Here is a 24,886-nt window from a genome sequence, read left to right as displayed (position 1 = left end):
CATCGCCGGATAGAACTGAGCCGTCGCCTTTCTGGCGCGACCGTAGAAGGCAGCAACAAGTAAGATCTCGCGCCGGCTATCTGGGCGAGCTTGGCGTAGGATTCCGCCCCCTCCCGCAAACGCCCCCTTTCAGGGAAGGGGGCTTGAGATCGCCTTGATGGCCTTCAATCCCGTTCCAAAACGAGCGATCGCGTCCCTGTTTCTCTCCAGCTCGCCATAGGGCAGATAGGCGAAGTCGAGATCGGCAATACGGCTGAAAGCCGGGCGACGGAGTTGCGCGCGAACGTCCTGCTCGCGCGCATTCGGTGCGACCAGGAATAGCCCGGCGGCAGCGTGCAGATCGCTCCCCGACAGCGCCAGATCGAGCATGCGCACGATCCCCGAGTAGATCGAGGTCGAATGTTCAACCTCGAACGCGGCGGCGACGCCGTCGCCACCCTTCGCCAGCCACAACACGTCGATGAGGCGGATCGAGTCCGCTCCGGGAGAGGTCGCAATTGCGTCTGGAAGGCGCTCGAGGCATCCCTGTCCAAGCGGGCAGCCAGCGTGAAGTCGACCGCGGTCATTGGCGGCGATCCACACATCGTAACCGAGGGCATGGCCGAGGTCGCGCAGCCAGGCCTGGATTTCAGCGTGCGTGCGATCGGTTTCGCCCTGCGCGGCGGCTGTCTTGTCGAGCCGGCTTGCCTCCGCTCTGGCATGTTCCAATCTGCCGAGCCAGTCGTCGGCCGCCGTTGCGTCATCCTCCAGCGGTGGCGCGGGATAGCGGCCCGAGCCAATGTCGAACAACAGTCCGCCGATCGCGCCGAGATCGTTGGAGAGCAACTCGCGGTAACGGTCGTTGAGGTCGAGGATGCCGGCGCGCATGGCGAGAAAATGATCCCATGACCCGAGCTTCACCTTGGCGCCGGTGACGGCATTGTAGCCCTTGACGATCGCGGTATTGAAGGGCGGCACCAGCGTCGGGTGAAGGAAATAGAGCAGGTTGGCCGCCGCCGGCCCCAGCCCCTTGATCTTGAGCGCGTCTATGCTGCGGATGTGGCTGATGATCTCCTCGGCGGTATCGCAGCACGAGCAATTGTCGAGCAGGCGACCGAACGCCCGCTGGTTGTCCGGGCTTTCGTAGATGTCTGGAATGCGCAGCTTGGGCTTCCACAGCCAGGCATGGTCGGCGCCCTTGAAGATCTGCCGCTGTTCGGCGATCGAGTGGACAACCGTTTCCAGTGACGAGCCGCGATAGGCGACGCCGAACCGCCCACTTTCGATTTCTGCGACCACCTGCTGCAGCCCGCGACGGATGGAGCGGAAGTTTTTCAGCCGTTCGTCCCACAGAAACCAGGAGCGATAGGTGGCGCCGGGATCGTCTCGCCAACGACGGACAAGCTCGCTCACGAGATCATGATGTGTCGCGGGTAACAAGGTCATACTGGCTGGGTCATCTAAACTGGGCTCCTTGCCGTTCAGGCTATCGCGAGCAAGGGCGGCTTGCACGTTCAATGTGCGATCCGCGAAGCGTGCTCAAATTGTCGGTGATCGCGCAGGGAAACGCCGCTGGCATTGGGCGTTGCCGGTCGCAACCGTCGACCGGGCGCACAGCCAGGCAGACGGCCGGCACGGGCGTCGCCGCCCGGGAGCGGCGACGCAACCAGCTTTTTCCGGTCGAACTTAGCGGATCACTGCTTTGCGATCGCGGTGACCTCGCCATCGCTGCCCTTGAGCGAGAGGTCGAAATCGACCTTGTCGCCGACCTTGACCGCATCGGTGATCGACGGCGCGGCCTTGAACGCCATCGTCATCGCGGGCCACTTGGCCTCCGGGATCGGACCATGATCGAGCGTGATCGTGCCTGCCGCCTTGTCGATCGCGGTGACGGTGCCATGGCCCTTGGCCTTGATCGCGGCGTTCGCGTCAGGCGCCATCGACATGTTGCCCATGTCGCCGCTCATGGTCGCGGCGGGCGCCGCCTCGTTGGTCTCAGTCGCAACGGGGGCCTCCGCCTTCTTGCCGCACGCGGCAGTCAGGGCGGCGAGGCCGAGGGCAATGGTCAGTCGTGCATGGTTCATCGTCTTCTCCTTCATGATGAAACGGGTTGAGGGATGGGATCGGTCTTGGGCCGGCGCAACAGCAGATAGGCGGCGGGCAGGACGAACATTGAGAGCAAGGGCGCGGTCAGCATGCCGCCGATCATCGGCGCGGCAATCCGGCTCATGACCTCCGAACCCGCGCCTGATCCCAGCAGGATCGGCAGCAGGCCGGCCAGGATCACTGCCACCGTCATCGCCTTGGGACGGACGCGCAGCAGCGCGCCTTCGCGCACGGCGGCCTCGACTTCGGCGGCGTCCGGATTTGCGGTGTGCTCCGCCAGCGCGTTCTTGAGATAGATCAGCATCACCACCCCGAACTCGGCGGAGATGCCGGCGAGCGCGATGAACCCGACCCCGGTGGCAACCGACTGGTTGAACCCCAGCAGATAGAGCGTCCAGATGCCGCCGGTCAGCGCGAACGGCAGCGTGCCCATGATCAGCGCAGCCTCGTCGAAGCGGCCGAAGATCAGGTAGAGCAGCACGAAGATGATCAGCAGCGTCGCGGGCACGACCAGCTTCAACCGGTCGACTGCGCGCTCGAGATATTCGAACTGGCCCGAATAGGCGATGCTGACCCCCGGCGAGAGCCGAACCTGTCTCGCCACCGCGCGTTGCAGATCGCCAACCACCGAGGCGAGATCGCGCCCGCGCACATCGACATAGACCCAGGTCGAGGGCCGGGCATTCTCGGTCTTGAGCATCGGCGGCCCTTCGGCGATCGTGACATTGGCGACCGTGCCGAGGGTGATCTGCTGGCCCGCGGGCGTCAGGATCGGTAGCCCCCGCAGCCCGTCGAGGCTGTCGCGCAATTCGCGCGGATAGCGCACGCTGATCGGGTAGCGGGCGAGGCCCTCGACCGTCTCGCCGATCGTCTCGCCGCCGATCGCGCCGGAGACGATGGCCTGGACGTCGGCGATGTTGAGCCCGAACCGCGCGGCGGCGGCGCGGTCTATGTCGACATCGACATAGCGTCCGCCGGTCAGCCGCTCGGCGAGCGCCGAGCTGACGCCGGGCACGCTCCTGGCCACGGTCTCGACATCATGCGCGATGCGGTCGAGCTCGGCGAGGTCACTGCCCGACACCTTGACCCCGATCGGGCTCTTGATGCCCGTCGCGAGCATGTCGATGCGGTTGCGGATCGGCGGCACCCAGATATTGGCGAGACCCGGAAGCTTCACCCGGCGATCGAGCTCGTCGACAAGGCGTTCGGGCGTCATGCCCGACCGCCACTGGTCGCGGGGCTTGAATTGGATCGTCGTCTCGAACATTTCGAGCGGCGCGGGATCGGTCGCGGTCTCGGCGCGGCCGGCCTTGCCGAACACGCTTTCGACTTCGGGCACGGTCTTGATCAGGCGGTCGGTCTGCTGGAGCAGCTCACTCGCCTTGGCGGCCGAGAGGCCCGGCAGCGCCGAGGGCATGTAGAGCAGGTCGCCCTCGTCGAGATTGGGCATGAACTCGCCGCCGAGCCGGCTGAGCGGCCAGGCCGTGGTGGCGAACACCAGAGCCGCGATCAGCAGCACTGCCTTGGGCCGCTTCATCGTCCAGTCGATCGCGGGCCGGTAGATATTGGTGAGCCAGCGATTGACCGGATTGGCCTGCTCGGCCGGAATGCGGCCCCGGATCAGCCAGCCCATCAGGATCGGCACCAGGGTCACCGACAGGATCGCGGCCGCGCCCATCGCATAGGTCTTGGTGAAGGCGAGCGGCGCGAACAGCCGGCCTTCCTGCGCCTCCAGGGTGAAGACCGGAATGAACGACAGCGTGATGATCAGCAGGCTGAAGAACAGCGCCGGCCCGACCTCGGCCGCCGCCTCGGTGACGACGATCCAGCGCATCTCGCCATCGAGATGTCTGTCCGGGTGATCCTGCTCCCAGCGTTCGATCCTCTTGTGGGCGTTCTCGATCATGACGACCGCCGCATCCACCATCGCGCCGATGGCGATGGCGATGCCGCCCAGCGACATGATGTTGGCGTTCACCCCCTGGAACCGCATTACGACGAACGCGGCCAGCACACCGAGCGGCAAGGTCAGGATCGCGACCAGCGCCGAGCGGACGTGCCAGAGGAACAGGGCGCAGACCAATGCGACGACGATGAACTCCTCGACCAGCTTGCGGGTGAGGTTCTCGACCGCGCGATCGATCAGCTGCGAGCGGTCATAGACCGTGACCACCTCGACGCCCGGCGGCAGGCTTTTCCTGAGATCGGCGAGCTTGTCCTTGACCGCCGCGATGGTCTCACGGGCGTTCTTGCCTGACCGAAGAATAACGACGCCGCCGGCGACCTCGCCTTCGCCGTTCAGTTCGGCGATGCCGCGCCGCATCTCGGGGCCGACCTGGATCGTGGCGACATCGCCGAGCCGGACGGGCACGCCGCCCGCCGCAGTCTTGAGCGGGATTGCCCGGAAATCGTCGAGCGTTTTCAGATAGCCCGAGGCGCGGACCATATATTCGGCCTCGGCCATTTCCAGCACCGAGCCGCCGGCTTCCTGATTGGCTTGGCTGATCGCCTGCACTGCCTGGGCGTGGGTTACGCCGTAGGCCGCGAGCTTCACCGGATCGAGCAGCACCTGGTACTGCTTGACCATGCCGCCGATGCTGGCGACTTCGGCCACGCCGGTCACGGTCTTCAGCTCGTAGCGCAGGAACCAGTCCTGCAACCCGCGAAGCTGCGAGAGATCGTGCCGGCCGGTGCGGTCGACCAGCGCATATTCATAGACCCAGCCGACCCCGGTCGCGTCCGGCCCGAGCGCGCTGCGGGCGCTGGCCGGCAACCGACCCTGGACCTGGTTGAGATATTCGAGCACGCGGCTGCGCGCCCAGTAGAGATCGGTGCCGTCCTCGAAGATCACATAGACGAAGCTGTCGCCGAAGAAGCTATAGCCGCGCACCGTCTTGGCGCCGGGCACCGACAGCATGGTGGTGGTGAGCGGATAGGTGATCTGGTTCTCGACGATCTGCGGCGCCTGACCCGGATAGGAAGTGCGGATCACGACCTGCACGTCGGAAAGATCGGGCAGCGCGTCGATCGGGGTCGAGCGCACCGCCCACAGGCCCGCGCCGACCAGCGCGAGCATGCCGAGCACGACGAAGAAGCGGTTCCTCACCGACCAGCGGATGAGATGGGCGATCACTGGCCCGCCACCTTCGCCATATGCCGCAGCGTCGGTCCCGTCGGGGGCCGGTCGAACCCGAACCGGACCCGGTCACCCGCCTTGAAGCCGCGCGCGATGCCCGGATTGGCGAGCGCGAAGGTCATCGTCATCGCCGGCCAGTCGAGCGCGGGAACGGGCTCGTGGCTGAGCGTCACCGAATTGGCCGTGATCCGCTCGATCTTGCCCGTCGTCTCGTACAGCGTGGCTTTCGACGCCGGCGCGGCGATGGTCGCCGATGCCGCACCGCCGCCGATCGGCCGCGCCTCGATTCCCGACAGGCTCGCCTCGGAATCGATCAGGAACTGCCCCGAGACGACGACGTTCTCGCCGGGCGACAGGCCGGCAAGGATCTCGGTCTCGCCGCCTGCCTCGCGGCCGATGCGGACCTCGGCGGGATGATAGCGCCCGTCGCCTGCGGCCAGCATGACGAGCGTGCGCCTGCCCGTGCGGATCACCGCTTCGCTCGGCACCAGCAGCGCCGGCTTGGCATCGCCGCCAAGCGCGACGCTGGCGAACATGCCCGGCCGCAACCGGCCGTCCCGGTTGGGCAGCTCGATCCGCACGGTGAGCGTGCGGCTGTCGGCCTGCGTGGTCGGCAGGATCGCGATCACCCGGCCGGCGAAGCGCTCGCCGGGGAAGCCCGCCAGCGTGGTGCTGGCATTCTGGCCGACCCGGACATCGCCCGCGCGCGCTTCGGGCACCGCGGCATTGAGCCAGACGGTGCCGAGCCCGCTTACCTGGGCGAGCGTCTGGCCCATGGCGAGCGTCACGCCGGCACGGGCGTCGAGCGTCTGGATCGTGCCCGAGATCGGCGTCGTGATCGTCACCACGCCGTTCGGGCGTCCGCTCCGCTCGACGCTGGCGATGAGGCCGTCGGACATGCCCATCAGCCGCAGTCGCTGGCGCGCGGCCGCGGTGAGGTCGGGCTTGCCGAGCCGCCTGACGCTCAGATATTCGGTCTGCGCGCCGCCCCATTCGGGCAGGAGCAGGTCCGCGATCGGCGCGCCGGCGCGGACCACGTCCCCGGGCGCTCGCGCATAGACGCGGCTCACGAACCCGCCCGAACGCGCCTGGATGACGGCGACGTCGCGCTGGTTGAAGTCGATCGTGCCGGTGACCTCGAGGGCCGAGGCAAGGCTGCCCATCTTCGCCGCGACGACCCGCAATCCCAGGCTCTGCCGCGCGGCGGGATCGACGGCGACCGTGGGGGCCGCGCCGGCGCTTCCTCCGTCCGCGTATCGCGGCACGAGCTGCATATCCATGAAGGGCGACTTGCCGGGCTTGTCGAACTTCTGGTTGGGGAACATCGGATCGTACCAGTAAAGGACTTTGCCTGCCCCGGCGGGCGTGGTCGCCTCCGATTGCGGTGCCTGGCGATGGCCAGCCCAATAGCCTGTGCCGCCGGCCAGCAGCGCGACAGCCAGGATCGATGCGCCCCAGCGCAGCGCGGATTTATCGAGCGTCATGGCCGCTCCTCCCCATAGGTGATAGTGATGCGGACCGCGTCGCGCGCGACGTCGGCTTCGCGGTTGAGCGCCTCGACCTCGGCCTCCGCGAGCCCGAGCGTCGTGAGCAGCGCGGCGCCAAGGTCGAGCTTGCCGGCGCCATAGCTGTCGCGGTCGAGCTCGGCGCGGTGCCTGGCGAGTGGCACCAGCGTCTCGCGGGCATTGCGCAACCGGGAGAGATGCATGGCATGGTCTGCGAGATCGGCGTCGAGCTGCGCCACCAGCTCGCGGCGGATCGCCTCGCGGTCGAACCGACCCCCTTGCGCAAGGCTCTCGCTTGCAGCGATCCTGGGGTTCTGGCGCTTGCCGGCGAACAGCGGCAGGTCGATCGACACGCCGACCGAGGCCATGTCGCCGTACATGGGATCGCGCCGGCCATAGGTGACGCCGACCTTCCAGTCGGGGCGCTTGTCGGCGCGCGCGAGACGCACGTCCGCTTCGGCGACTGCGATCCGCGCGTCCTGCGCGCGCAGGGCGGGAAGCGCATCGATTTCGGCCCGCAGCCGGATCGGATCGACATCGAGCATCGGCGGGTCGCCCGTCGCCTGCGGGTCGGGGTCGCCGGTATAGCGCGCGAGCCGGGCCCGCGCCTGCGCCACCACCGCAGCCATCTCGGCGCGGCGATCGGCGATGGCGGCGCGGAGCTGGTCGGGCTCGAGCGCCTGGCTCGGGCGCGCGCTGCCCGACGCCAGGCGTGCGGTCACGGTCTTCTGCAGGTCGTCGAGGCTGGCATCGAGCAGGTCGAGCTGCCGGAGCCGGCGTTCTCCATAATAGAGATCGACCCAGGCGAGGGCGGTCTCGAGCCGCACGTTGCGGCCTTCGACCAGCTCGCCCGCCTCGGCGATACCGATATCGGCCGCGGCGCGCGCGGCGCGTGCATGGCGCTTGGCGAGATTGGGGAAGGTCTGGCTGAACCCGATCGTCGCCATAGTGAAATCGTCGCGCGTGAAGCTGCCGGCATTGGGGCCGCTCACCGGGAAGTTCTGCAGGCCCAGGTCGAGCGTCGGATCGGGCAGGCGATCGGCCGCGACCGCCGAAGAGCGGGCGCCGGCTGTCGCCGCCGCGCGCGCCTTGAGGCTTGGCGCGTTGGCGGCAGCGAGCCTCACTGCCTGCTCGTAGGTGAGCGGGCCGGCCGACACCGGCACGGCCCAGGCGCTCGCAAGCGTCGCACCGATAGAGAGCAACAGGCGTCGCACAGCGCGCCTCGGCATCATGATCATGGATATCATCCCCTCATGACAGAGGCGGCGCGCCAAGATGTGACGCGCCGCTCCGGAGCGGGTTTAGCCCTTGTCCGACCTGACTGCGCCGCGCATGCAGTCGGCGGCGCTTGCCTGCATCATCGCGCAATCGCAGCTGGCCATGTCCCGGCTGTCGGGCACCCATATGCGGACACGCGCAGGGCCAGTCGCCCGCGGACCATATTGCGGCGCCGACCGCCATTCCCAATGGCCTTGCGGCGTGCGGCTCGCGTCGGTTGCAAGCGCAGGCGCGGCGAGACTGAGGGCCGCCACAAGGGCGGCCGGAAGCAGTTTGATCATCACGAAAACCTTTGACTGAAAAGAAGGAAACCGGGCGCGCACGCATCGATCGATGCGCGCAGCCCGTGCTCGTTCAATCAGGCAAGGCTGGTGGGAGGATCCGGCTCGGGCGCAACCGCCTTGCCGGTCAATATCGTGTCGGTCGTCCAGAAGCTGGGCGCGTCGTAGAGACGCGCAGGCGCAACGCCGCCTGCCAGGTCCGCTGCGACCAGCGGGATCACGCACCCCATCGCGGCGATGCAATCGAGCGTCAGGCCCTTGCAGGGCTTTTCGCTGGGCGCAGGCTGCTGCTTGGCCATCATCGCCATGCAGTCCGCATCCATGCCCTTGGCCAGCGGCGCGCCTGCCGCCTGCGGCACGCTGTGCGCGGCCGCCATCTGGGCTCCGAAGAGACCGGACAGCGCTCCGATGACGAGCAGGAGGGCGAGCAGGCGTTTCACGGGCCTCGATATCTAGCGGGTTTCGCGGGCGCAGCCAACCAAAGTCTCGCGCCGCGCGGATTTTGAAGTGCTGACGGCTGATTCCGTCAACTCCGCGTCAATAAAGATCCGGCCCGGGGAAGAAGATCGGCTGCGGCCTCTACGTATATCGAGGCTGGACCCGGGACCGTAGTCCCAAGCCTGAAGAGACGCTCTTCCCCTCGGCAAAGTCCGGGCGGTGGCTTACCATCCAAGGAGGTGAATATGGTCAGAAAAACTCTCATGGTCGCGCTTGCCGGCATTTCGATGCTTGCTGCCGTCCCCGCTATGGCCCAGGGCATCGGGCACAGCCTGTTCATGCGCGGCTCGATCGTCGACACGGGCAGCAACGGCACGGTCGTCTGCATCGGCAAGGCCGATGGCGCCGAGGTCGGCCAGAAGCTCGAGGTCTATCGCGTCGTGACCCATCCGGGTCCGTCCAAGGGCGTGGCGCCGACCTATCACCGCCAGCTCGTCGGCCATGTGACGATCGACCATATCTTTGACGATCACTTCGCGCACGTGTCCGTCGCCGACGGCACGCCTGCCAGGCACGACATCGTCGAGCTTCGCAAGAACTGACAAGCCGGTGGCCCGGCGGCACGGGCTGCCCTGCGACGCGTCGGGGCAGCGGGCCGCCGGCGACGAGGAGACCGTTCGGGGTCAAAGCGAAACCGCTTGACCCTGGACCATGGTCCAACCGGCATGATCGAGCGGATGACATGGGCAATTTCAAGATCGGCGAACTGGCCACCGCGGCAGGCGTGGGCCGCGATACGATCCGCTATTATGAGCGGATGGGCTTGCTGCGCGAGCCCGCGCGCACGGCAGCGGGCTACAGGCTCTACGACGCGACCGACCTCGAGCGCGTCAATTTCATCCGCTCGGCGCAGGAGCTTGGTTTCACACTCGAACAGGCCCGGCAGCTGCTGGCGCTCAGGGCGTCGGACACCGCGCATGCCCAGGCCGTGCTCGATATCACGCTTGCCAAGATCGCTGACGCCGAAGCCCGGCTCGAGCGCCTGTCGGATATCCGCGACATGCTGCGGATGCTCGCCGACGAATGCCCGGGCGAAGTGCCCGTCTCCGATTGCCCGATCCTCGCCTTCCTGACGGCGCGGCGGAAAGACCAGCAGCATAACAAGAAACATCAGGCAGCGCAGGACGAACGATCACCACGAGCGAAAGGGGTTTTGTCATGAAGAAAATACGTTTGATCGCCATCCTCACGCCGGCGCTGCTTCTGGGCGCCTGTGTGACCACGCGGCCGACCTCGGCGCAGGTGGAGAGTTGCCGGGCGATGGAGGGCAATATGGGGCTCCAGACGCCGCATGACCATCGCGAGATGAAGGGGCAGGGGCGCAACCCGATGAACCTCTCGCACGACCAGTGTCTCCGGATCCTGCGCAACGCGCAATGATCCGATCCGGGCGCCAGGGATGGCGCCCGGACACAGTTTTCAAGCCAAGGAGCAAGCCATGATCGACCATGCGAAAAAAGCCCTTCCGCTTGTCAGCGGAAGCCTGTTGCTGGCGCTCGCGCTTTCGGGCTGCGACCGCAAGACCGACCAGACGGTGCCGCCTGCGGCGAACAGCGTCGCCGCCACCCCTGTCCTGACCGACAGCGGCAACGCTGCAGACGCGGCGCCGATGGACGCGATGGGCAACCAGGCCGAGATGGAGCGGCATCACCGTCAGGCGATGGATCATGACGCGATGCGCGCCGGGGCCGGCAACCAGGCCGCGCCGGCACCCGATGCCGCGCCGAGCAACGCGGCGATGCCGATGAAGGATATGTAGGCTCGCACACGAAGGGGATGAGGATGTCCAGGCGGATCAGCCTTCGACGCTTGAGCCTCGGCTGCGCAATCGCTCTCAGCCTGTCCGTGAGCGCGGGCGCGCAGGAGGGCGAGGATCATGCCGCGCATCATGGCGCCGGCATGGGGGCGGCGGCCATGCCGGCCGGCGGGGGGATGTCCGCACCGGCAGAGCCGGGGTCCTCGGACATGGCGAAGATGATGAACCCCATGATGGATCGCATGATCAATGGGGAAGGGGAGAATGAGCACGGTCATGAATCGCGCCGGACCGGCTTCATCTCGCAACTGCTCGCCCTTCCCGCGCTCGACGAAGCGGCAAGGCAGCGGGTCGCCGCGCAGGCCGGGGATCGGGTAAGCACGGGTCTGGCGATGATCAACGCCGCCTCGGCCGACGGCGCGCGCGCAACCACGGTCTCGGCACGGCTCGATGCGGCGCGCCGCATGCGCGAGGGGACCGACCTGTTCCGGTCCGGCACCGCCGCGCAGGGCGCGATCGGCGGCTTGCAGCCACCCCGGGAGGTCGGGCTTGCCTGGTTGCGCGATCAACTCGATATCGACCAGGCCGCGCCCGGCCATGCCGATCACTGGTTCGGCATCTCGCCCTCGCACCTCCTTCTCATGCTGTTCCTGGGGCTGGTGAGCGCCACGCTGATCGCGCTGCAGATCTTCCGCCTGCGGCGGATCGCGGCGATCGCCGGCGGCGTCGCCCCCGGCAAGGCGCCGGCAAAGCCGGAACCGACGGCTGCTCCTCCCGCTATCAGGGTTGCGCCCGCGCCTGCACCCGTTGCCAACAGCGCCGGGCTCGCGCCGAGCAATGCGGCCGCGCCTGCCGGGGCTTCGCTGCGCAAGCCCAAAAGCTGGGCGGGGCAGCTGCGCGTGGTCCAGATCGTGCGCGAGACGCCGAGCGTGCTGACCTTCCGGCTCGCGGACCCGGCCGCCGACCGGCTGCCGTTCGACTTCCTGCCAGGCCAGTTCCTGCAGGTCGAGGTAGAGCCCGAAGCGGGCAAGACCGCGCGCCGTTCCTACACGATCGCCTCTTCGCCGACCCAGCGGGCCTATGTCGAGCTGACGGTCAAGCGCGAGGAACAGGGCGTGGTCTCGCGACACCTGCACGACAAGGTCGTCGCCGATGATCTGCTGAAGGTCAGCGGACCGTTCGGCGCCTTCACCTTCACGGGAACGGATGCGCAGAGCATCGTGCTGATCGCGGGCGGGGTCGGCATCACGCCAATGATGTCGGTGCTGCGCTATCTCACCGACACCGCGTGGAAGGGTGATATCTTCTTCTTCTACGGCGCACGGTCGACCGAGGAATTCGTGTTCCGCGACGAGCTCGAGCGGCTCGAGCGCCGCTTTGTCAACCTCCATGTCGTCGCCGCGATGCAGCGCGCCCCCGGCACCGTCTGGATGGGCCCCGAAGGACCGATCACCCGTGAGATGATCCTGGCCGCGGTGCCGGAGATCGCGAGCCGGCGAATCCATATGTGCGGCCCGCCGGCGATGATGGGTGCGATGCGCGGCATACTGGCGGAGCTCGGCGTCCCCGAAGCGCAGCTGCACACCGAGGCGTTCGGTCCGGCCTCGCTGCCGGCCGACCACGAGGATCTCGAGGTCAAGCCCGCGCCCCCGCCAGCGGATAAGCCGGCCCCGAGCGCCGAGGTGGCGCCGAGCACGGTGACCTTCTCCGTGTCGGGGGTGTCGGCGGCCTTGCCCGCGGACGAGACCGTGCTGGAGGCGGCCGAGGGCGCGGGCGTCGAGATCCCCTATGCATGCCGTGCGGGCACATGCGGCGCCTGCGTGGTCAAGCTGCTGCAGGGCGAAGTGACGATGGAGGTCGAATCCGGCCTTGCGCCCGCCGACAAGGCGCAAGGCTATGTGCTCGCGTGCCAGGCGAAGGGGACGGGCACGCCGCTCGTGGTCGAAGCCTGATGCGCGAACGCAGCGACATTGCCGTGGGCCTGCTGGTCGCGTTCCTGCTGCTGTTCCCGTTCGGCTATCTCGTGCATGTGTCGCCCCGCTTTCCGGGTAGCCTGGCCGGCGGGATCATCGGGATCGCAGCGCTCGTGCTGATGCTGCTGACGCTTCCTTATGTCGCGGCCAAACACATCGCCTGGGTCGACAAGGCGCTCTCCCGGGTCGTCAGCAAGCCAACCCTGCTCGCCATCCACATCTATGCCGGCGTGCTGGCGCCGATCCTGGGTCTGGTCCACGCCGCGCACAAGCTCGAAAGCCCGGTCGGCCTGCTTCTGACCGTCCTCCTGCTGATGACGGTCATCACCGGCTTCATCGGCCGCTACCTGCTTGCCCAGCTTGGTCGGGCGCTGCGCGGACGCAGGTCAGAACTGGCCTCGCTTCGCGCCGCCTTCCTCGAGGAGCCGGCGGCGCCGACGCAGGCCGATACCGCAGCCCCGCCGCTGTCGGGCTGGAAGCGCTATCTGTTCGTCGCCGGGGATGCGTCCGCGGGCCAGCGCCCCCAGGACAAGGCGGGGATCGCCGCAGCGCTGGCCGATACCGAATTCGCGATCCGTGCCGAAGAGGCAACCAACACCCTGTTCGCGCGGTGGCGGTTCCTGCACATCCTGCTGGGCTGTCTCATCTTCGCGCTGCTCGCGCTCCACGTCGGCGCGGCGATCTATTACGGGCTGCGCTGGCTATGAGCTGGCAGCGTCTTTCCTACGCCGTCTTCATCGCAGCCCTGCTGGTGATGGTCGCCGCGGTCGCGATCCGGATGCGATCGGACGCGCCGAGGGATGCCGGCCTGGTGGCGCAGCTCGTCTCGCCCGGCCCGCTCTCGAGCGCGCACCAGTCCTTTGCCGGCCAATGCACGGCCTGCCACACGCCGGGCAAGGGCGTCGAAACCCGGACCTGTCTCACCTGCCATGCGGGCACCGATTTCGGGACGAAGCAGTCGACGCAGTTCCACGCGAAAGCGACGCAGTGCACCTCCTGCCACGTCGAACATGAGGGAGAGCGCGGCATCATCCGCATGGATCACGCCGCGTTGCTCGACATGGCGAAGTGGCGGCAGCCTTTGGCGGGCATGTCGACAAACACTCGAAGCCTGACCCCCGAGACCGCGCTCAATTGCGCGAGCTGCCATGCGTTCCGCGATCCGCACCAGGGCCTGTTCGGCACCGACTGCGCGAGCTGCCACAAGACCGACAGCTGGAAGATCGCCAATTACCGCCATCCATCGGTCAATTCGACGCAGTGCGCCGAGTGCCACAAGGCGCCGCCGAGTCACTTCATGGAGCATTTCAGCATGGTCTCGCAGCGCGCAGCCGGATCGAAGGCGCGCGTCGACCAATGCTATGCCTGTCACGCCACCGACAGCTTCAACAATATCCGCAAGCGAGGCTGGTATGATCACCATTGAGGCCGACTGGCTGAGCGCCTTCTTCCGGCTCGCGGTGATCGGCCTGGAACTGGCGGGCACGCTGACCATCCTGGTCGGCGCGGGGCTCGCAACCTTTCTGTTTGCGCGGCGGGCGAGGGCGGGCGACCGAACCGAGGCCTATAGCGCGTTCCGCTCGGCGCTCGGCCGCAGCATCCTGCTCGGCCTGGAATTTCTGGTCGCCGGCGACATCGTCAAGTCGCTGGTGATCAACCCAACGCTCGACGATCTCATCGTTCTGGCCGGGCTGGTGCTGGTGCGGACCTTCCTGAGCATCTCGCTCGGGGTCGAGATCAACGGCCACTGGCCCTGGGAGGAAACCCGGATGGCGCGGGAGAAGGCGCGTGCGGCGTCGGATGGGTCGCCTGCGACGGCTGAGGCCGCCGGATGCGGCACAGCGCTCAAGGGATAGCAGATGGGAGGTGCATGATGATCGAGAGACGCGAATTGCTGATGGCCGGCGCCGGCCTTGCCGCCGCCGGAACGCTGGCTGTGCCGGCGGCGGCGCAGCAGCATCGAATGGAAGGGATGGCGATGTCGATGACGGACTGCATCGACGATTGCGTGGCTTCGCACCGCATGTGCCTGGAAACCGCCGCTTGGCTGACGAAGCAAGGCGGCGCGTCAGCTACGGCGTCGCTGATCGCCATGCTGAACGACTGTGCGGAACTGTGCCAGGCGACCGCCAACTCGATGCTGCGGGAATCTGCCCTGCACCGCATCGTCTGCCGCGCCTGCGCCGACGCTTGCGAGCGCTGCGCCGAGGAATGCGGACGCCATAGCGCGGACCAGCGGATCGCGCGTTGCTCGGCCACCTGCAAGAAATGCGCGGCGAGCTGCCGAACGATGGCGGACATGTCGAGCTGAGCGGCGCGCTTCGCACGTGCCCCACATAGTCACGTTCAGGCCAGAGCCCCCGGTCACAGCTTGTGTGTCCGACAACTACGCCAGGACAGCGATCATGGCACGTGGCACAAAGTCCGAGTATCCGGCAACGGCGGAAATCATCGCACCCGCCATCGCCGGAGCCTTCCGTGCCGCCACCCGATAGTCGGGTAATGCCGAGCACCATCTTTACGATTGCGTGAACGCTCCACGGTCGATCTGTATTGGAGAAGTCAGTGTCAACCGCCGAATTTGTCAACCGGCTACCCGAATTGCTCCGCCCCAATCCAGCAAGGGTAGTGATCAGACCCTATATGCCGTCGACGGAAACCTATAAATATGCGGTACCGGATCAGCCACGTGCGCAGCGCATCGCCGACCGCGTCCTGGCGCTCGACCCAGCATCGCTCCACGATGAGTTGCAACGCATTCTTGATGATTTCTCGGGAAGGCATCGTGAGGTTCCGTCCCTGTTTTTGCGGCGGTTCCACGAGGTTGATGGCATCATCGTCTGTGATTGCGAGGTCACCCATGAACAGGCGCTCTTGATCGGTGCCCATTTTTGCAACGAATATTCCTATGAGGCAGCAGCGCTTTTCAATCCGAGCATCGTCCTGCATCCTGATCAGTCTGCTGTACCTGAAAACTCTCTCCGATTCATTCTTTCCCTGCGAGGCGTGGGCGAGGGGCATATCTCCTCCGTCACCTTTCGCACCGGGTTTTGCGCCGCGGACGGAACCATAGCAATCAATCCTCCGAGCCCCATGCCGCTCGTGCTGGAGACTGAAAACATCTCCGGCGAGGACGGGCCGGACGCGGGCATTCGGATCAAGTGCGATGGCAGCCACGATCTCTCGGAGATCGTGATCTTTCCGACAACCCCCAGCCAGCGTGGTGGCATCGAAGACCTTCGCTTGGTCCGCTTCCTGGACGACGATGGCCGAGCCACCTATTTCGGTACATATACGGCATTTAGCGGCCAGTCCGTCCGGCAGGAGTTGTTGTCCACGCCGGACTTCCGGACATTCGAACTCAGACCGCTGCGTGGGGATGCCACCGGTAGCAAGGGCATGGCGCTTTTCCCCCGACGCATTGCCGGGCACTTTGCCATGCTTGGGCGCGAGGATAACGAAAATATCTGGTTCCTGACGTCCGCGGACATTCACGACTGGAGTGGCGGAGCGAAAGCCATCGAACCTCGCTGGCCTTGGGAGTTTGTCCAGATCGGTAATTGCGGATCGCCGATCGAGATCGACGAAGGCTGGCTGGTCGTAACTCATGGAGTCGGCGCCGTTCGGAACTATTGCATCGGGGCGTGCCTGCTGGACCGTGACGATCCCTCGAAGCTGCTGGCGCGGACGAAGCTACCGCTTTTGCGGTCGGACATGGATGAGCGCGAAGGTTATGTGCCAAACGTAGCCTACAGCTGCGGCGCGATGGTACATAATCGGGTGCTGGTACTGCCTTATGCCATTGCTGACAGCTTCACCACTTTTGCCACTATTCCTCTCGAGCGTCTGCTGGCCGCCATGGATTAGTCACTGTTGCCGACCTGTCCTGCTCTCGAGTCCGAACCATAGTTACACATCGGCACAACAACGATGCCAGTGCGATAATTTATGGCCATCTCAGAGACGGACTTCGCACATTACGTATACAGCAAGGCGGAAGGTGACACCATTTCACGGGCAAGCTCCGGAAGGGGCGACAATCGACCGGGCATATGCTCGATCGAACGGGAAACCCAGACTTGAAGGAATGGATACTTGCGCAAGAAGACGGCAATGATCGCTTCGCTCGCAGCTCTCGGCTTCCTCGCCGTCAGTGCCGGACCGGTGCTGGCGGACGGGATGCCGCCGGGCATGCCCGATCTTGAGGAGACCCTCAAGGCCAGGCCGGCGCCTGCCCAGCCCGATCCTGCCCACATGCAGGGCATGGCTCACGGTAAGGAGCAGATGCACGGCCAGATGATGCAGGGCCATCGAATGGCGATGCGGGATTCGCAGGACCAGGACGGCGCCTCCGGCATGTCACACAGGTCGGACGGTGGTTGCTGACCCTGCCATCATTCCATCAGACGACAAGGTTGACGGACAAGATCATGGCCGCTTTCAACCGAAGCCTTGGTCCGCCGTTCCCACGGCGGGCCAATCGCTTTTCTGGCCGGTCTCAGGACGAGAAAACCAGGCCGGGTCACATTTTTGATCGATCCCGGATCATCATTTTACGCGCCTGCTCCAGCAGGCACACGGCCGATCGGATTTCGATTCGTAACTTACGTATACAGACAGCGTCTCGCTAGCAGCATTGAAGCTTCGGAATTGCCGGGATCGGAACGTCGATCGGGCAACAGGAAGAACACTCGGAGACCCTCAATGCGACAGACGACATTTCTCGCGGCGCCCGTCAGCCTCTTCGCGACGCTAACCTTCGCCGCCGGCACCGCTCTCGCCCAGTCGACGCCCGCGCCCGCGCAGGCTGCGCCGGCCCATGCCCACCAGCAGGGCATGGATCATGGCGGGCAGCAGATGCACGATCAGATGATGAAGGATCATCAGGCCGGCGCGCAGAAGCAGCAGGGGCAACCGGCCCAGCAGGATCAACAGGGCATGTCGGGGATGGCCGGCATGTCCGGCGGCTCGCCTGCATCGAACGGCTCGGGCATGGCCGGTAAGGCGAAGAGTGGCTGCTGCAAGATGCCGATGAAGAAGGCCAAGCCGGCGGCGAAGAAGAAGACCGCCAAGCCCATGGCCGACAAGCCGATGAGCGACATGTGAGGTTTCCAGCCCCGAGAACAGACCCCAGGGGCTGAGGGCCCGCCGTTCCCCCGCGGCGGGCCAGTTCTTTGACGATGCCCAGCGTCGCCCCGTGCTCCCAGCTTTCAAAACCGGGTCCGAGCGTCTGACTTGACAGAGGAAACAGCGATGCGAAAACATCTTGGCGTCGGTGCTGCTGTTGGCTTTCTGCTCTTTGGCAGCACGCCGCTCCTCGCACAGGGTATCGGCCATAGCTTGTTCATGCGCGGCAAGATCGTCCGTATGGATGCGGGCGGCACAGTGGCCTGCCTGGGTAAGGCCGATGGCGCGCACATCGGGCAGATACTCGAAGTCTATCACGCAACGCCGCGCCACCGCCGTCTTGTCGGTCATGTCGAAGTCGACCAGATTTTCGACGACCATTATGCTCATTTCCGCGTGAGGGACGGGACGCTTCAGAAAGGCGATTGGGTGAGCCTAAAGCGCGTCCGGGCGTAACGCCAGAATTGGAATGCCAAGCGCCGCCCTCGCCAAAAGAAGACTCGGCCGAGTAACGCCTGTCTCGGCATAATTCCGATCAGGCGTGCGCGAATACGTTCAGGAGTCGATGAATAGTCATCGGCTCTGTTGGCGTGTCTGACCCTCAAGCCCGCGACCCCGATACCAGACTACCTTCTGCGGAACTTACTTATAGGCCACCCGGGCAAAGAGATTACTCCGTCAGGCCATCGATAGAGATGGAGTCAGGTTATGTTCGAGAAGGCGATCGGGACCATTAACGCGGCGGCCTCCTTCCGACACCGCTATGATAATTTCATCGGAGGCCGCTGGAGCGCTCCTGCGGGCGGCGAGTATTTCGCCGACACGAGCCCGATCAATGGCGCCCAGATCGCAGAGTTCGCGCTGTCGACGCCGGAAGATGTCGAGCGCGCGCTCGATGCGGCGCACGCCGCCAAGGATCAATGGGCAAGGATCGCGCCCGCCGAACGCGCCAGGATTCTCAATCGCGTCGCCGACCGGCTCGAAGACAATCTGGAGTTGCTGGCACTTGCCGAGACGATCGACAATGGCAAGCCGATCCGCGAGACGCGCGCTGCCGACGTGCCGCTCGCGATCGACCATTTCCGCTACTTCGCCGGCTGCATCCGGGCGGAGGAAGGCGGCATCTCGACGATCGATGCGGACACCATCGCCTATCATTTCCGCGAGCCGCTCGGCGTCGTCGGCCAGATCATCCCGTGGAACTTCCCGCTGCTGATGGCGGCGTGGAAGATCGCCCCGGCGCTGGCGGCGGGCAACTGCACCGTCATCAAACCCGCATCCCAGACGCCGCTCACCTTGCTGATGTTCGCCGAGCTCACCGCCGACATCCTGCCGCCCGGCGTGCTCAATGTCGTTACCGGCCCGGGACGGACCGTTGGCCAGGCGATCGCCGCCAATCCGCGCATCGCCAAGGTCTCGTTCACCGGCGAGACCGTCACCGGCAAGCAGATCATGCACGCCGCGGCGGACCATCTGATCCCCCAGACGATGGAGCTTGGCGGCAAGTCGCCCAACATCTTCATGGCGGACGTGCTCGACGAGGACGATGCCTTCTTCGACAAGGCGCTCGAAGGCTTTACTTTGTTCGCCTTCAACAAGGGCGAGGTCTGTACCTGCCCGTCGCGCGCCCTGATCCATGAGTCGATCTTCGACCGCTTCATCGAGCGCGCCGTGGCGCGCGTCGCCGCGATCCGCCAGGGCGATCCGCTCGACCCGTCGGTCCAGGTCGGCGCGCAGGCGTCGGAGGACCAGCTCCACAAGATCCTGGGCTATATCGATATCGGCAAGGCCGAGGGCGCGCAGTGTCTGGTCGGTGGCGCCAGGGCGCTGCCGGGCGGTGCGCTCGACCAGGGCTATTTCGTGCAGCCGACCGTGTTCGTGGGTCAGAACCACATGCGCATCTTCCAGGAGGAGATCTTCGGTCCCGTCCTGTCGGTCACCACGTTCAAGACGGTCGAGGAGGCGATCGCACTTGCCAATGACACCGCCTACGGTCTTGGCGCGGGCGTCTGGACCCGGAGCGGCAACACCGCCTACCGGCTCGGCCGCGCGATCGAGGCCGGGCGGGTCTGGACCAACTGCTATCATCAGTACCCCGCCCATGCCGCCTTCGGCGGATACAAGGCATCGGGCTTCGGGCGTGAAAACCACCGGATGATGCTCGATCATTATCAGCAGACCAAGAATCTGCTCGTCTCCTATGACGAGCACGCGCTCGGCCTATTCTGACCCCCCGCTTAAAAGGAGAAACGGACATGGCGAAAACCATGAAGGCGGCGGTCGTCCGCGAATTTGGCAAGCCCCTGGTCATCGAGGACGCGCCGATCCCGACGGTCGGCCCCGGGCAGGTCCTGGTCAAGATTGCGGCAACCGGCGTGTGCCATACCGACCTGCACGCGGCAGAAGGGGACTGGCCGGTCAAGCCCAACCCGCCCTTCATTCCTGGCCATGAGGGCGTCGGGCATGTCGCCGCCGTTGGTGCCGGCGTCACCCATGTGAAGGAAGGCGACCGGGTCGGTGTGCCCTGGCTCTACACCGCCTGCGGGCACTGCGTGCATTGCCTGGGTGGCTGGGAGACGCTTTGCCACGAACAGCAGAACACCGGCTATTCGGTCAATGGCAGCTTTGCCGAATATGTCCTCGCCGATCCCAACTATGTTGGTCACCTTCCCGACAATGTCGACTTCCTCGACATTGCGCCGATCCTCTGCGCGGGCGTCACCGTCTACAAGGGATTGAAGGCCACCGAGGCCCGACCCGGCGAGTGGGTGGTCGTCTCCGGCATTGGCGGGCTCGGCCACATGGCGGTGCAATATGCCCGAGCCATGGGTCTCAATGTGGCCGCGGTCGACATCGACGATAGCAAGCTCGACCTCGCTACACGCCTTGGCGCCACACTGACGGTCAACGCGCGCAACGAGGACCCTTCGGCAGCGCTCAAGAAAGCCATTGGCGGCGCGCACGGGGCGCTGGTGACCGCCGTTTCGCCCAAGGCGTTCCAGCAGGCGCTCGGCATGGTCCGGCGCGGCGGCACGGTCGCGCTCAACGGCCTGCCGCCGGGCGACTTCCCGTTGTCGATCTTCGACACCGTGCTGAACGGCATTACCGTGCGCGGCTCGATCGTCGGCACGCGGCTCGATCTGCTCGAGGCACTGGCGTTCGCCGGCGAGGGCAAGGTCAAGGCCACGGTCCATGCAGACAAGCTGGAGAACATCAACGACGTCTTCTCCCGCATGCATCATGGCGACATCGAGGGCCGGATCGTCCTCGACCTCGCCTGAAGCCGACTTCGCGAAAGTACAGTTCATGTCTCCCTTACATATCCGGCCGATCGCGCGGCGCCGTTTCGTCCAGGGGCTGGCGATCGGCGGCGCGGTCGCCGGTTTCGCCCCGGCGCTTCTCGCGCGATCCGCACCAACCTTGCCCGCTGAGCTGAGCGGGACCGAGTTCGACCTCGAGATCGCCGAGCTGCCGGTCAACTTCACCGGCAAACGCCGTATCGCGACCGCCGTGAACGGCAGCGTGCCCGCGCCGGTCCTGCGCCTGCGCGAAGGCGACACGGTCACGCTGCGCGTACGCAACGGCCTCAAGGAGATGTCGAGCATCCATTGGCACGGCATCATCGTGCCGGCGGAGATGGACGGCGTGCCCGGCATCAGCTTTGCCGGCATCGCGCCGGGCGAGACCTTCACCTATCGCTTCGAGGTCCGCCAGAGCGGAACCTACTGGTATCACGCTCACACGCTCGCCGAGCAGACGGGACTCTATGGAGCGATCATCGTGGAGCCAAAACAGGTGCCGACGGCGCGGGCGCCCGATCGCGACTATTGCATCGTGCTCAGCGACTGGTCGGACGAGCCGCCGCTGCAGATCTTCCTCAATCTCAAGAAGCAGAGCAGCTACTATAATTTTGCGCAGCCGACCGCCGGCGATTTCCTCAAGGATGTCGGCACCATGGGCTTGGGCAAGGCGCTCGAGCGGCGGCGGATGTGGAACAGCTCGCGGATGAACCCGACCGACTACAGCGATGTCTCTGCCGCGACCTACACCTATCTGATGAACGGCGCGCCGCCCGCCGGCAACTGGACCGGTATCGCCGCGCCCGGCGAGCGCGTGCGCCTGCGCTTCGTCGGCGCGGGGACGGCGACGTTCTTCGACGTGCGGATCCCCGGGGTCGAGCTGACGGTCGTATCGACCGACGGGCAGCCGGTCGAGCCGGTCACGGTCGAGGAATTCCGGATCGGCCCGGGCGAGACCTACGACGTCGAGTTCACCATGCCCGAGGGCGGCGCCCGCACCATCTTCGCGCAGGCGATCGATCGGAGCGGCTATGCGCGTGGCACGATCGCACCGGCCCCGGGCATGGCGGCAGCCGTGCCGCCGCTCGATGCCCGGACCTGGCTCGAGCCGGTCGACATGATGGGCGCGATGGCGACGATGGGCGCAATGGGAGGCGACGCGCATGCCGGGCACGGCATGACCGAGATGCCGGCCAGGGCACGGCACGCCCGCACCGAATATGGCGCCAATACCGACATGCGCGTCGACTATCCGCGCACCAATCTCGACGATCCCGGCGCCGGGCTGCGCGGGCGCGGCTGGCGCGTGCTGACGCTGGCCGATCTGCGCACGCCGGGCGGCGATCCCGACCCGCGCGAGCCCGAGCGCGACATCGAGCTGCATCTGACGGGCAATATGGAACGGTTCATCTGGTCGCTCGACGGCATCAAGCTCAACGATTCCAGGCCGCTTCATTTCAAGCCAAACGAGCGGCTGCGCGTCACCTTCGTCAACGACACGATGATGGCGCATCCGATGCATCTGCACGGCATGTGGAGCGATGTCGAAGGCCCGGACGGCGCCTTCCAGGTCCGCAAGCATACGGTCGTGGTCCAGCCCGCCCAGCGGGTGAGCTTCCGCGTCACCGCCGACGCCATGGGCCGATGGGCCTTCCACTGCCATCTGCTCTATCACATGGCGGCCGGCATGTTCCGGGAGGTGGTGGTCGCATGATCCGGATTTTCCCCTCGCGCGGCATCGCTCTTGGCGCTGCCCTCTTCCTGGCGCCGGCGATCACGGCTCCCGCCCTCGCGCAGGAGGCCTCGCCCCCGTCGCCCGCCGCCACCCCTGCCCAAACGGCCACTCCCGCTCCGCACACTCCTTCCGCGCAAGGCTCTCAGGACCATGCGGGCATGGACATGCCGGGCATGGATATGACCGACACGAAGGCGTCCGGTAACGGCGCCACGATGGACATGGGCTCGATGCAGGGCGGCCAGGCCCCGCCGGACGCGCGCAACTCGGACGATTATGCCGACGGCTACCGCAACTCGACGCTGCCGGGCTATGAGATGGCCGACAAGCTCTCAATCCCCAAAATACTTGTCGATGAGCTTGAGTTCACCAGCGGCAACGAGGGTCAGGGCGTGGGCTGGACCGTGCTCGTCACCAAGGGTCAGGACAATGACAAGCTCTGGCTGCGCAGCCAGGGGCTCAAGAACTCCCGCGACCAACGTCTCGATCCGGAGAGCAGCGTCGAGGCGCTGTGGTGGCACAGCAAGAACCCGTTCTGGGGCACGCTGCTCGGGGTCAGGCAGGATCTCGGCAAGGGAGCGACCACCTGGCTGGCCGCCGGCGTCGAGGGACTGGCGCCCTATTGGTTCGACGTCCAGCTCACCGGCTATGTAGGAACCGATGGGCGTCTCGCGGCGCGCGCCAAGGCGTCCTATGAGGTCTTGTTCACCAATCGGTTGATCCTTACGCCGCAGGTGGAGACCAATATCTATTCGAAGCGGTCGAGCGATCGGCAGCTCGGCAGCGGCTTCAGCAATGTCGAGCTGAGCGGACGGTTGCGCTACGAGGTGTCGCGCAAGTTCGCGCCCTATATCGGCTTCGTCTGGGAGCGCGCATTTGACGGCACGGCCGATTTCCGTCGCCTGCGCGGGGAAGGGCCTTCCGAACACAGGCTGGTGATCGGCTTGCGCGCCTGGTGGTGATCCGCGGATGGCCACTCGAGGGGTCGACCGCGAACGCGCCGCGTGACAAGGCTGGATCGCAAGCCAACGGTCGCTGGCCGGCCTCCTTTTTCGTCTTGTTGCTCGCGGCGGCTGCGGCGTCGGCGGGACAGACGGCCATTCTCGCCTTCCTTCCGGCACTGGTCGACCCGGCTCGTGGCGCGCTATCGTCAAGCGCTCATGATTTTCATGTCGCGAGCCTGACCGCGGTCCATCCCCTGGCAGCCTTGCTGGCGGCGCCGCTCTGGGGCTGGATCGCGGACCGGGTCGACTATCGGGCGATGTTGCGCGCAGCGCTGGTCATCCTCGCCCTGGTGACCGCGCCGATCGGCCTCGTCGGGCTGCCTGAGCTTTATGCATTGCGCCTGGTGGCGGGGATGGCGTCGGCCGCCATCATACCGTTGGGCTTGCTCTGCGCGAGCTTTGCCGCAAACGAGCGCGCGGACCAGGCGCGGCGCTTCACCTGGCTGACCGCCTTCTTGTTTCTGGGCGATCTCGCCGGTCCGCTGGTGGCGGAGGTCTCGGCCGCGATCCTGCCCCGCGCTCCCCTCATGATCCTCGCTTTCGGCATCGGTGCCGTCGGGGCGGCGCTTTGCGCCGTGCGTCTGCCGCGCTGGTGTGCACCTTGCATCGATGGCGGAGACCTGCCCGCGCCGACGCTCGGCGCGACGCTGATCCTGCTTTTCGTCACGATCGTCGCGGGCGGCGGGCTGGCGGCGATGCATGTCAATCTCCTGGTGACGCGGAGCGTCATTTCGCTGAGCCGCGAAGAGATCGCCTGGATGCTCAGTCTCTGCGGATTGGGCATGCTGGCAGCACAGATCTTCCATGCGAGGCTCGATTGGCTGGTGACCATGCCGAGGCGGCTTGCGGGGCTGACGCTCGGCCTGCTGGCTGCGGCGCTCTTCCTGTTCCCTGTCGCCGCGAGCATGGCCGAACTCAGTGGGATCATCGTTGCTGCCGGCTGGAGCTCGGCAACCCTTCGATTGGTCACCAGCTTCTGGATCAGCGGTGCGGCAGCCCCTTCGGGTCTGAAGCTCGGTCTCCAGCATTCCGCCGCCAGCATCGGGCAGGCGCTCGCGCCGCTGGCGATCGCCGTCGTCGCTCCCGGGGCGCAGCACTTAGTCTTGTGGGGGATTGGTGGTCTGTCGCTGGCGCTGCTTGTGTCCTTGCCGCTCGCCTGGAGGCCGCGCGCCATCGTGAAATCTTCAGCGTGATGAGGGGTAGGGGGCA

25 protein-coding genes are annotated in these 24,886 nt (G+C 66.2%); 18 read left to right on the top strand and 7 right to left on the bottom strand.

All coding sequences use genetic code 11. From position 1 onward, the window contains the following. Positions 1–129: 129 nt before the first annotated feature. The 7 genes from CG471_RS11325 to CG471_RS11295 all read right to left on the bottom strand — a co-directional run bounded on the left by CG471_RS11325 (position 130) and on the right by CG471_RS11295 (position 8,725). On the bottom strand, positions 130–1,425 hold the full coding sequence (locus CG471_RS11325) for a hypothetical protein (protein WP_013039108.1): 1,296 nt from the start codon (positions 1,423–1,425) through the stop codon (positions 130–132). A gap of 248 nt (positions 1,426–1,673) precedes the next feature. Then, positions 1,674–2,063 carry a copper-binding protein gene (locus CG471_RS11320; protein ID WP_007683329.1) on the bottom strand — a complete coding sequence of 130 codons (390 nt, stop codon included), beginning with the start codon at positions 2,061–2,063 and terminating at the stop codon, positions 1,674–1,676. A gap of 11 nt (positions 2,064–2,074) precedes the next feature. Beyond that, positions 2,075–5,218, bottom strand: a complete 3,144-nt coding sequence (locus tag CG471_RS11315; protein ID WP_016746446.1) for an efflux RND transporter permease subunit — start codon at positions 5,216–5,218, stop codon at positions 2,075–2,077. Beyond that, on the bottom strand, positions 5,215–6,705 hold the full coding sequence (locus CG471_RS11310; RefSeq protein ID WP_037512039.1) for an efflux RND transporter periplasmic adaptor subunit: 1,491 nt from the start codon (positions 6,703–6,705) through the stop codon (positions 5,215–5,217). Before CG471_RS11310 ends, CG471_RS11315 begins: the two co-directional genes overlap by 4 nt. Beyond that, the gene (locus CG471_RS11305; protein ID WP_029548875.1) at positions 6,702–7,964 is read right to left on the bottom strand and encodes a TolC family protein; all 1,263 of its coding nucleotides are present in this window, start codon (positions 7,962–7,964) and stop codon (positions 6,702–6,704) included. The genes CG471_RS11310 and CG471_RS11305 overlap by 4 nt, the downstream gene beginning before the upstream one ends. A gap of 63 nt (positions 7,965–8,027) precedes the next feature. Further along, complete coding sequence (locus tag CG471_RS11300) at positions 8,028–8,285, bottom strand: hypothetical protein (protein WP_007683334.1); 258 nt, start codon at positions 8,283–8,285, stop codon at positions 8,028–8,030. 77 nt (positions 8,286–8,362) lie between these two features. Further along, positions 8,363–8,725 (bottom strand): hypothetical protein, encoded by a 363-nt coding sequence (locus CG471_RS11295; protein WP_007406428.1) that lies wholly within the window; start codon positions 8,723–8,725, stop codon positions 8,363–8,365. A 243-nt stretch (positions 8,726–8,968) separates the two neighbouring features. Between CG471_RS11295 and CG471_RS11290 the strand changes: the two genes are divergently transcribed. From CG471_RS11290 to CG471_RS11205, 18 genes are all read left to right on the top strand, one after another. After that, positions 8,969–9,325 (top strand): hypothetical protein, encoded by a 357-nt coding sequence (locus CG471_RS11290; protein ID WP_004212653.1) that lies wholly within the window; start codon positions 8,969–8,971, stop codon positions 9,323–9,325. 140 nt (positions 9,326–9,465) lie between these two features. Continuing rightward, positions 9,466–9,945 carry a heavy metal-responsive transcriptional regulator gene (locus tag CG471_RS11285; RefSeq protein ID WP_037512042.1) on the top strand — a complete coding sequence of 160 codons (480 nt, stop codon included), beginning with the start codon at positions 9,466–9,468 and terminating at the stop codon, positions 9,943–9,945. After that, positions 9,942–10,163: a hypothetical protein gene (locus tag CG471_RS11280; protein ID WP_037512045.1), complete on the top strand. Its 222-nt coding sequence runs from the start codon at positions 9,942–9,944 to the stop codon at positions 10,161–10,163. The genes CG471_RS11285 and CG471_RS11280 overlap by 4 nt, the downstream gene beginning before the upstream one ends. Positions 10,164–10,221: 58 nt before the next feature. Continuing rightward, positions 10,222–10,542 carry a hypothetical protein gene (locus CG471_RS11275; protein ID WP_037512048.1) on the top strand — a complete coding sequence of 107 codons (321 nt, stop codon included), beginning with the start codon at positions 10,222–10,224 and terminating at the stop codon, positions 10,540–10,542. A 23-nt stretch (positions 10,543–10,565) separates the two neighbouring features. After that, positions 10,566–12,491 (top strand): 2Fe-2S iron-sulfur cluster-binding protein, encoded by a 1,926-nt coding sequence (locus CG471_RS11270; RefSeq protein ID WP_037512074.1) that lies wholly within the window; start codon positions 10,566–10,568, stop codon positions 12,489–12,491. Then, positions 12,491–13,219, top strand: a complete 729-nt coding sequence (locus CG471_RS11265; RefSeq protein ID WP_007406424.1) for a hypothetical protein — start codon at positions 12,491–12,493, stop codon at positions 13,217–13,219. The genes CG471_RS11270 and CG471_RS11265 overlap by 1 nt, the downstream gene beginning before the upstream one ends. After that, on the top strand, positions 13,216–13,938 hold the full coding sequence (locus tag CG471_RS11260) for a hypothetical protein (protein WP_007406380.1): 723 nt from the start codon (positions 13,216–13,218) through the stop codon (positions 13,936–13,938). Before CG471_RS11265 ends, CG471_RS11260 begins: the two co-directional genes overlap by 4 nt. Next, on the top strand, positions 13,925–14,368 hold the full coding sequence (locus CG471_RS11255; protein ID WP_007406411.1) for a DUF1622 domain-containing protein: 444 nt from the start codon (positions 13,925–13,927) through the stop codon (positions 14,366–14,368). The genes CG471_RS11260 and CG471_RS11255 overlap by 14 nt, the downstream gene beginning before the upstream one ends. Before the next feature lie 14 nt (positions 14,369–14,382). After that, a complete protein-coding gene (locus CG471_RS11250; protein WP_015449267.1) occupies positions 14,383–14,823 on the top strand; it encodes a four-helix bundle copper-binding protein in 441 nt (146 codons plus the stop codon). A gap of 332 nt (positions 14,824–15,155) precedes the next feature. Then, positions 15,156–16,379 carry a glycoside hydrolase family 130 protein gene (locus CG471_RS11245; protein WP_016743863.1) on the top strand — a complete coding sequence of 408 codons (1,224 nt, stop codon included), beginning with the start codon at positions 15,156–15,158 and terminating at the stop codon, positions 16,377–16,379. Between the two features lie 228 nt (positions 16,380–16,607). Then, entirely contained in the window at positions 16,608–16,898 is a 291-nt protein-coding gene (locus CG471_RS11240; RefSeq protein WP_007406388.1) for a hypothetical protein, read from the top strand. A gap of 318 nt (positions 16,899–17,216) precedes the next feature. Then, the gene (locus CG471_RS30600; protein WP_015449265.1) at positions 17,217–17,618 is read left to right on the top strand and encodes a hypothetical protein; all 402 of its coding nucleotides are present in this window, start codon (positions 17,217–17,219) and stop codon (positions 17,616–17,618) included. Positions 17,619–17,765: 147 nt separating this feature from the next. Beyond that, positions 17,766–18,095 carry a hypothetical protein gene (locus tag CG471_RS11230; RefSeq protein WP_004212674.1) on the top strand — a complete coding sequence of 110 codons (330 nt, stop codon included), beginning with the start codon at positions 17,766–17,768 and terminating at the stop codon, positions 18,093–18,095. 252 nt (positions 18,096–18,347) lie between these two features. Continuing rightward, positions 18,348–19,868, top strand: coding sequence for an aldehyde dehydrogenase family protein (locus CG471_RS11225; RefSeq protein ID WP_015449264.1), 1,521 nt, complete (start codon positions 18,348–18,350; stop codon positions 19,866–19,868). Positions 19,869–19,894: 26 nt separating this feature from the next. Next, on the top strand, positions 19,895–20,920 hold the full coding sequence (gene adhP, locus CG471_RS11220) for an alcohol dehydrogenase AdhP (RefSeq protein WP_004212676.1): 1,026 nt from the start codon (positions 19,895–19,897) through the stop codon (positions 20,918–20,920). A gap of 25 nt (positions 20,921–20,945) precedes the next feature. Beyond that, positions 20,946–22,652: a copper resistance system multicopper oxidase gene (locus CG471_RS11215; protein ID WP_015449263.1), complete on the top strand. Its 1,707-nt coding sequence runs from the start codon at positions 20,946–20,948 to the stop codon at positions 22,650–22,652. Continuing rightward, positions 22,649–23,635 carry a copper resistance protein B gene (locus tag CG471_RS11210; RefSeq protein ID WP_180275672.1) on the top strand — a complete coding sequence of 329 codons (987 nt, stop codon included), beginning with the start codon at positions 22,649–22,651 and terminating at the stop codon, positions 23,633–23,635. Before CG471_RS11215 ends, CG471_RS11210 begins: the two co-directional genes overlap by 4 nt. Next, positions 23,629–24,870, top strand: coding sequence for an MFS transporter (locus CG471_RS11205; protein ID WP_015449261.1), 1,242 nt, complete (start codon positions 23,629–23,631; stop codon positions 24,868–24,870). The genes CG471_RS11210 and CG471_RS11205 overlap by 7 nt, the downstream gene beginning before the upstream one ends. Positions 24,871–24,886: the final 16 nt, after the last annotated feature.

Origin of the sequence: Sphingobium sp. IP1 (assembly GCF_002708645.1) — a bacterium.
GTDB classification, from domain to species: Bacteria; Pseudomonadota; Alphaproteobacteria; order Sphingomonadales; family Sphingomonadaceae; genus Sphingobium; species Sphingobium yanoikuyae.
This window is presented reverse-complemented; position numbering and strand designations above follow the sequence as displayed.

What these genes read in the sequence shown, in the direction of transcription:
- CG471_RS11325 (WP_013039108.1), bottom strand. Translation starts at nt 1,425, where the DNA reads ATGACCTTGTTACCCGCGACACATCATGATCTCGTGAGCGAGCTTGTC.
- CG471_RS11320 (WP_007683329.1), bottom strand. Translation starts at nt 2,063, where the DNA reads ATGAACCATGCACGACTGACCATTGCCCTCGGCCTCGCCGCCCTGACT.
- CG471_RS11310 (WP_037512039.1), bottom strand. Translation starts at nt 6,705, where the DNA reads ATGACGCTCGATAAATCCGCGCTGCGCTGGGGCGCATCGATCCTGGCT.
- CG471_RS11305 (WP_029548875.1), bottom strand. Translation starts at nt 7,964, where the DNA reads ATGATCATGATGCCGAGGCGCGCTGTGCGACGCCTGTTGCTCTCTATC.
- CG471_RS11300 (WP_007683334.1), bottom strand. Translation starts at nt 8,285, where the DNA reads ATGATCAAACTGCTTCCGGCCGCCCTTGTGGCGGCCCTCAGTCTCGCC.
- CG471_RS11290 (WP_004212653.1), top strand. Translation starts at nt 8,969, where the DNA reads ATGGTCAGAAAAACTCTCATGGTCGCGCTTGCCGGCATTTCGATGCTT.
- CG471_RS11285 (WP_037512042.1), top strand. Translation starts at nt 9,466, where the DNA reads ATGGGCAATTTCAAGATCGGCGAACTGGCCACCGCGGCAGGCGTGGGC.
- CG471_RS11280 (WP_037512045.1), top strand. Translation starts at nt 9,942, where the DNA reads ATGAAGAAAATACGTTTGATCGCCATCCTCACGCCGGCGCTGCTTCTG.
- CG471_RS11275 (WP_037512048.1), top strand. Translation starts at nt 10,222, where the DNA reads ATGATCGACCATGCGAAAAAAGCCCTTCCGCTTGTCAGCGGAAGCCTG.
- CG471_RS11270 (WP_037512074.1), top strand. Translation starts at nt 10,566, where the DNA reads ATGTCCAGGCGGATCAGCCTTCGACGCTTGAGCCTCGGCTGCGCAATC.
- CG471_RS11265 (WP_007406424.1), top strand. Translation starts at nt 12,491, where the DNA reads ATGCGCGAACGCAGCGACATTGCCGTGGGCCTGCTGGTCGCGTTCCTG.
- CG471_RS11260 (WP_007406380.1), top strand. Translation starts at nt 13,216, where the DNA reads ATGAGCTGGCAGCGTCTTTCCTACGCCGTCTTCATCGCAGCCCTGCTG.
- CG471_RS11255 (WP_007406411.1), top strand. Translation starts at nt 13,925, where the DNA reads ATGATCACCATTGAGGCCGACTGGCTGAGCGCCTTCTTCCGGCTCGCG.
- CG471_RS11250 (WP_015449267.1), top strand. Translation starts at nt 14,383, where the DNA reads ATGATGATCGAGAGACGCGAATTGCTGATGGCCGGCGCCGGCCTTGCC.
- CG471_RS11245 (WP_016743863.1), top strand. Translation starts at nt 15,156, where the DNA reads ATGCCGTCGACGGAAACCTATAAATATGCGGTACCGGATCAGCCACGT.
- CG471_RS30600 (WP_015449265.1), top strand. Translation starts at nt 17,217, where the DNA reads ATGCGACAGACGACATTTCTCGCGGCGCCCGTCAGCCTCTTCGCGACG.
- CG471_RS11230 (WP_004212674.1), top strand. Translation starts at nt 17,766, where the DNA reads ATGCGAAAACATCTTGGCGTCGGTGCTGCTGTTGGCTTTCTGCTCTTT.
- CG471_RS11225 (WP_015449264.1), top strand. Translation starts at nt 18,348, where the DNA reads ATGTTCGAGAAGGCGATCGGGACCATTAACGCGGCGGCCTCCTTCCGA.
- adhP (WP_004212676.1), top strand. Translation starts at nt 19,895, where the DNA reads ATGGCGAAAACCATGAAGGCGGCGGTCGTCCGCGAATTTGGCAAGCCC.
- CG471_RS11215 (WP_015449263.1), top strand. Translation starts at nt 20,946, where the DNA reads ATGTCTCCCTTACATATCCGGCCGATCGCGCGGCGCCGTTTCGTCCAG.
- CG471_RS11210 (WP_180275672.1), top strand. Translation starts at nt 22,649, where the DNA reads ATGATCCGGATTTTCCCCTCGCGCGGCATCGCTCTTGGCGCTGCCCTC.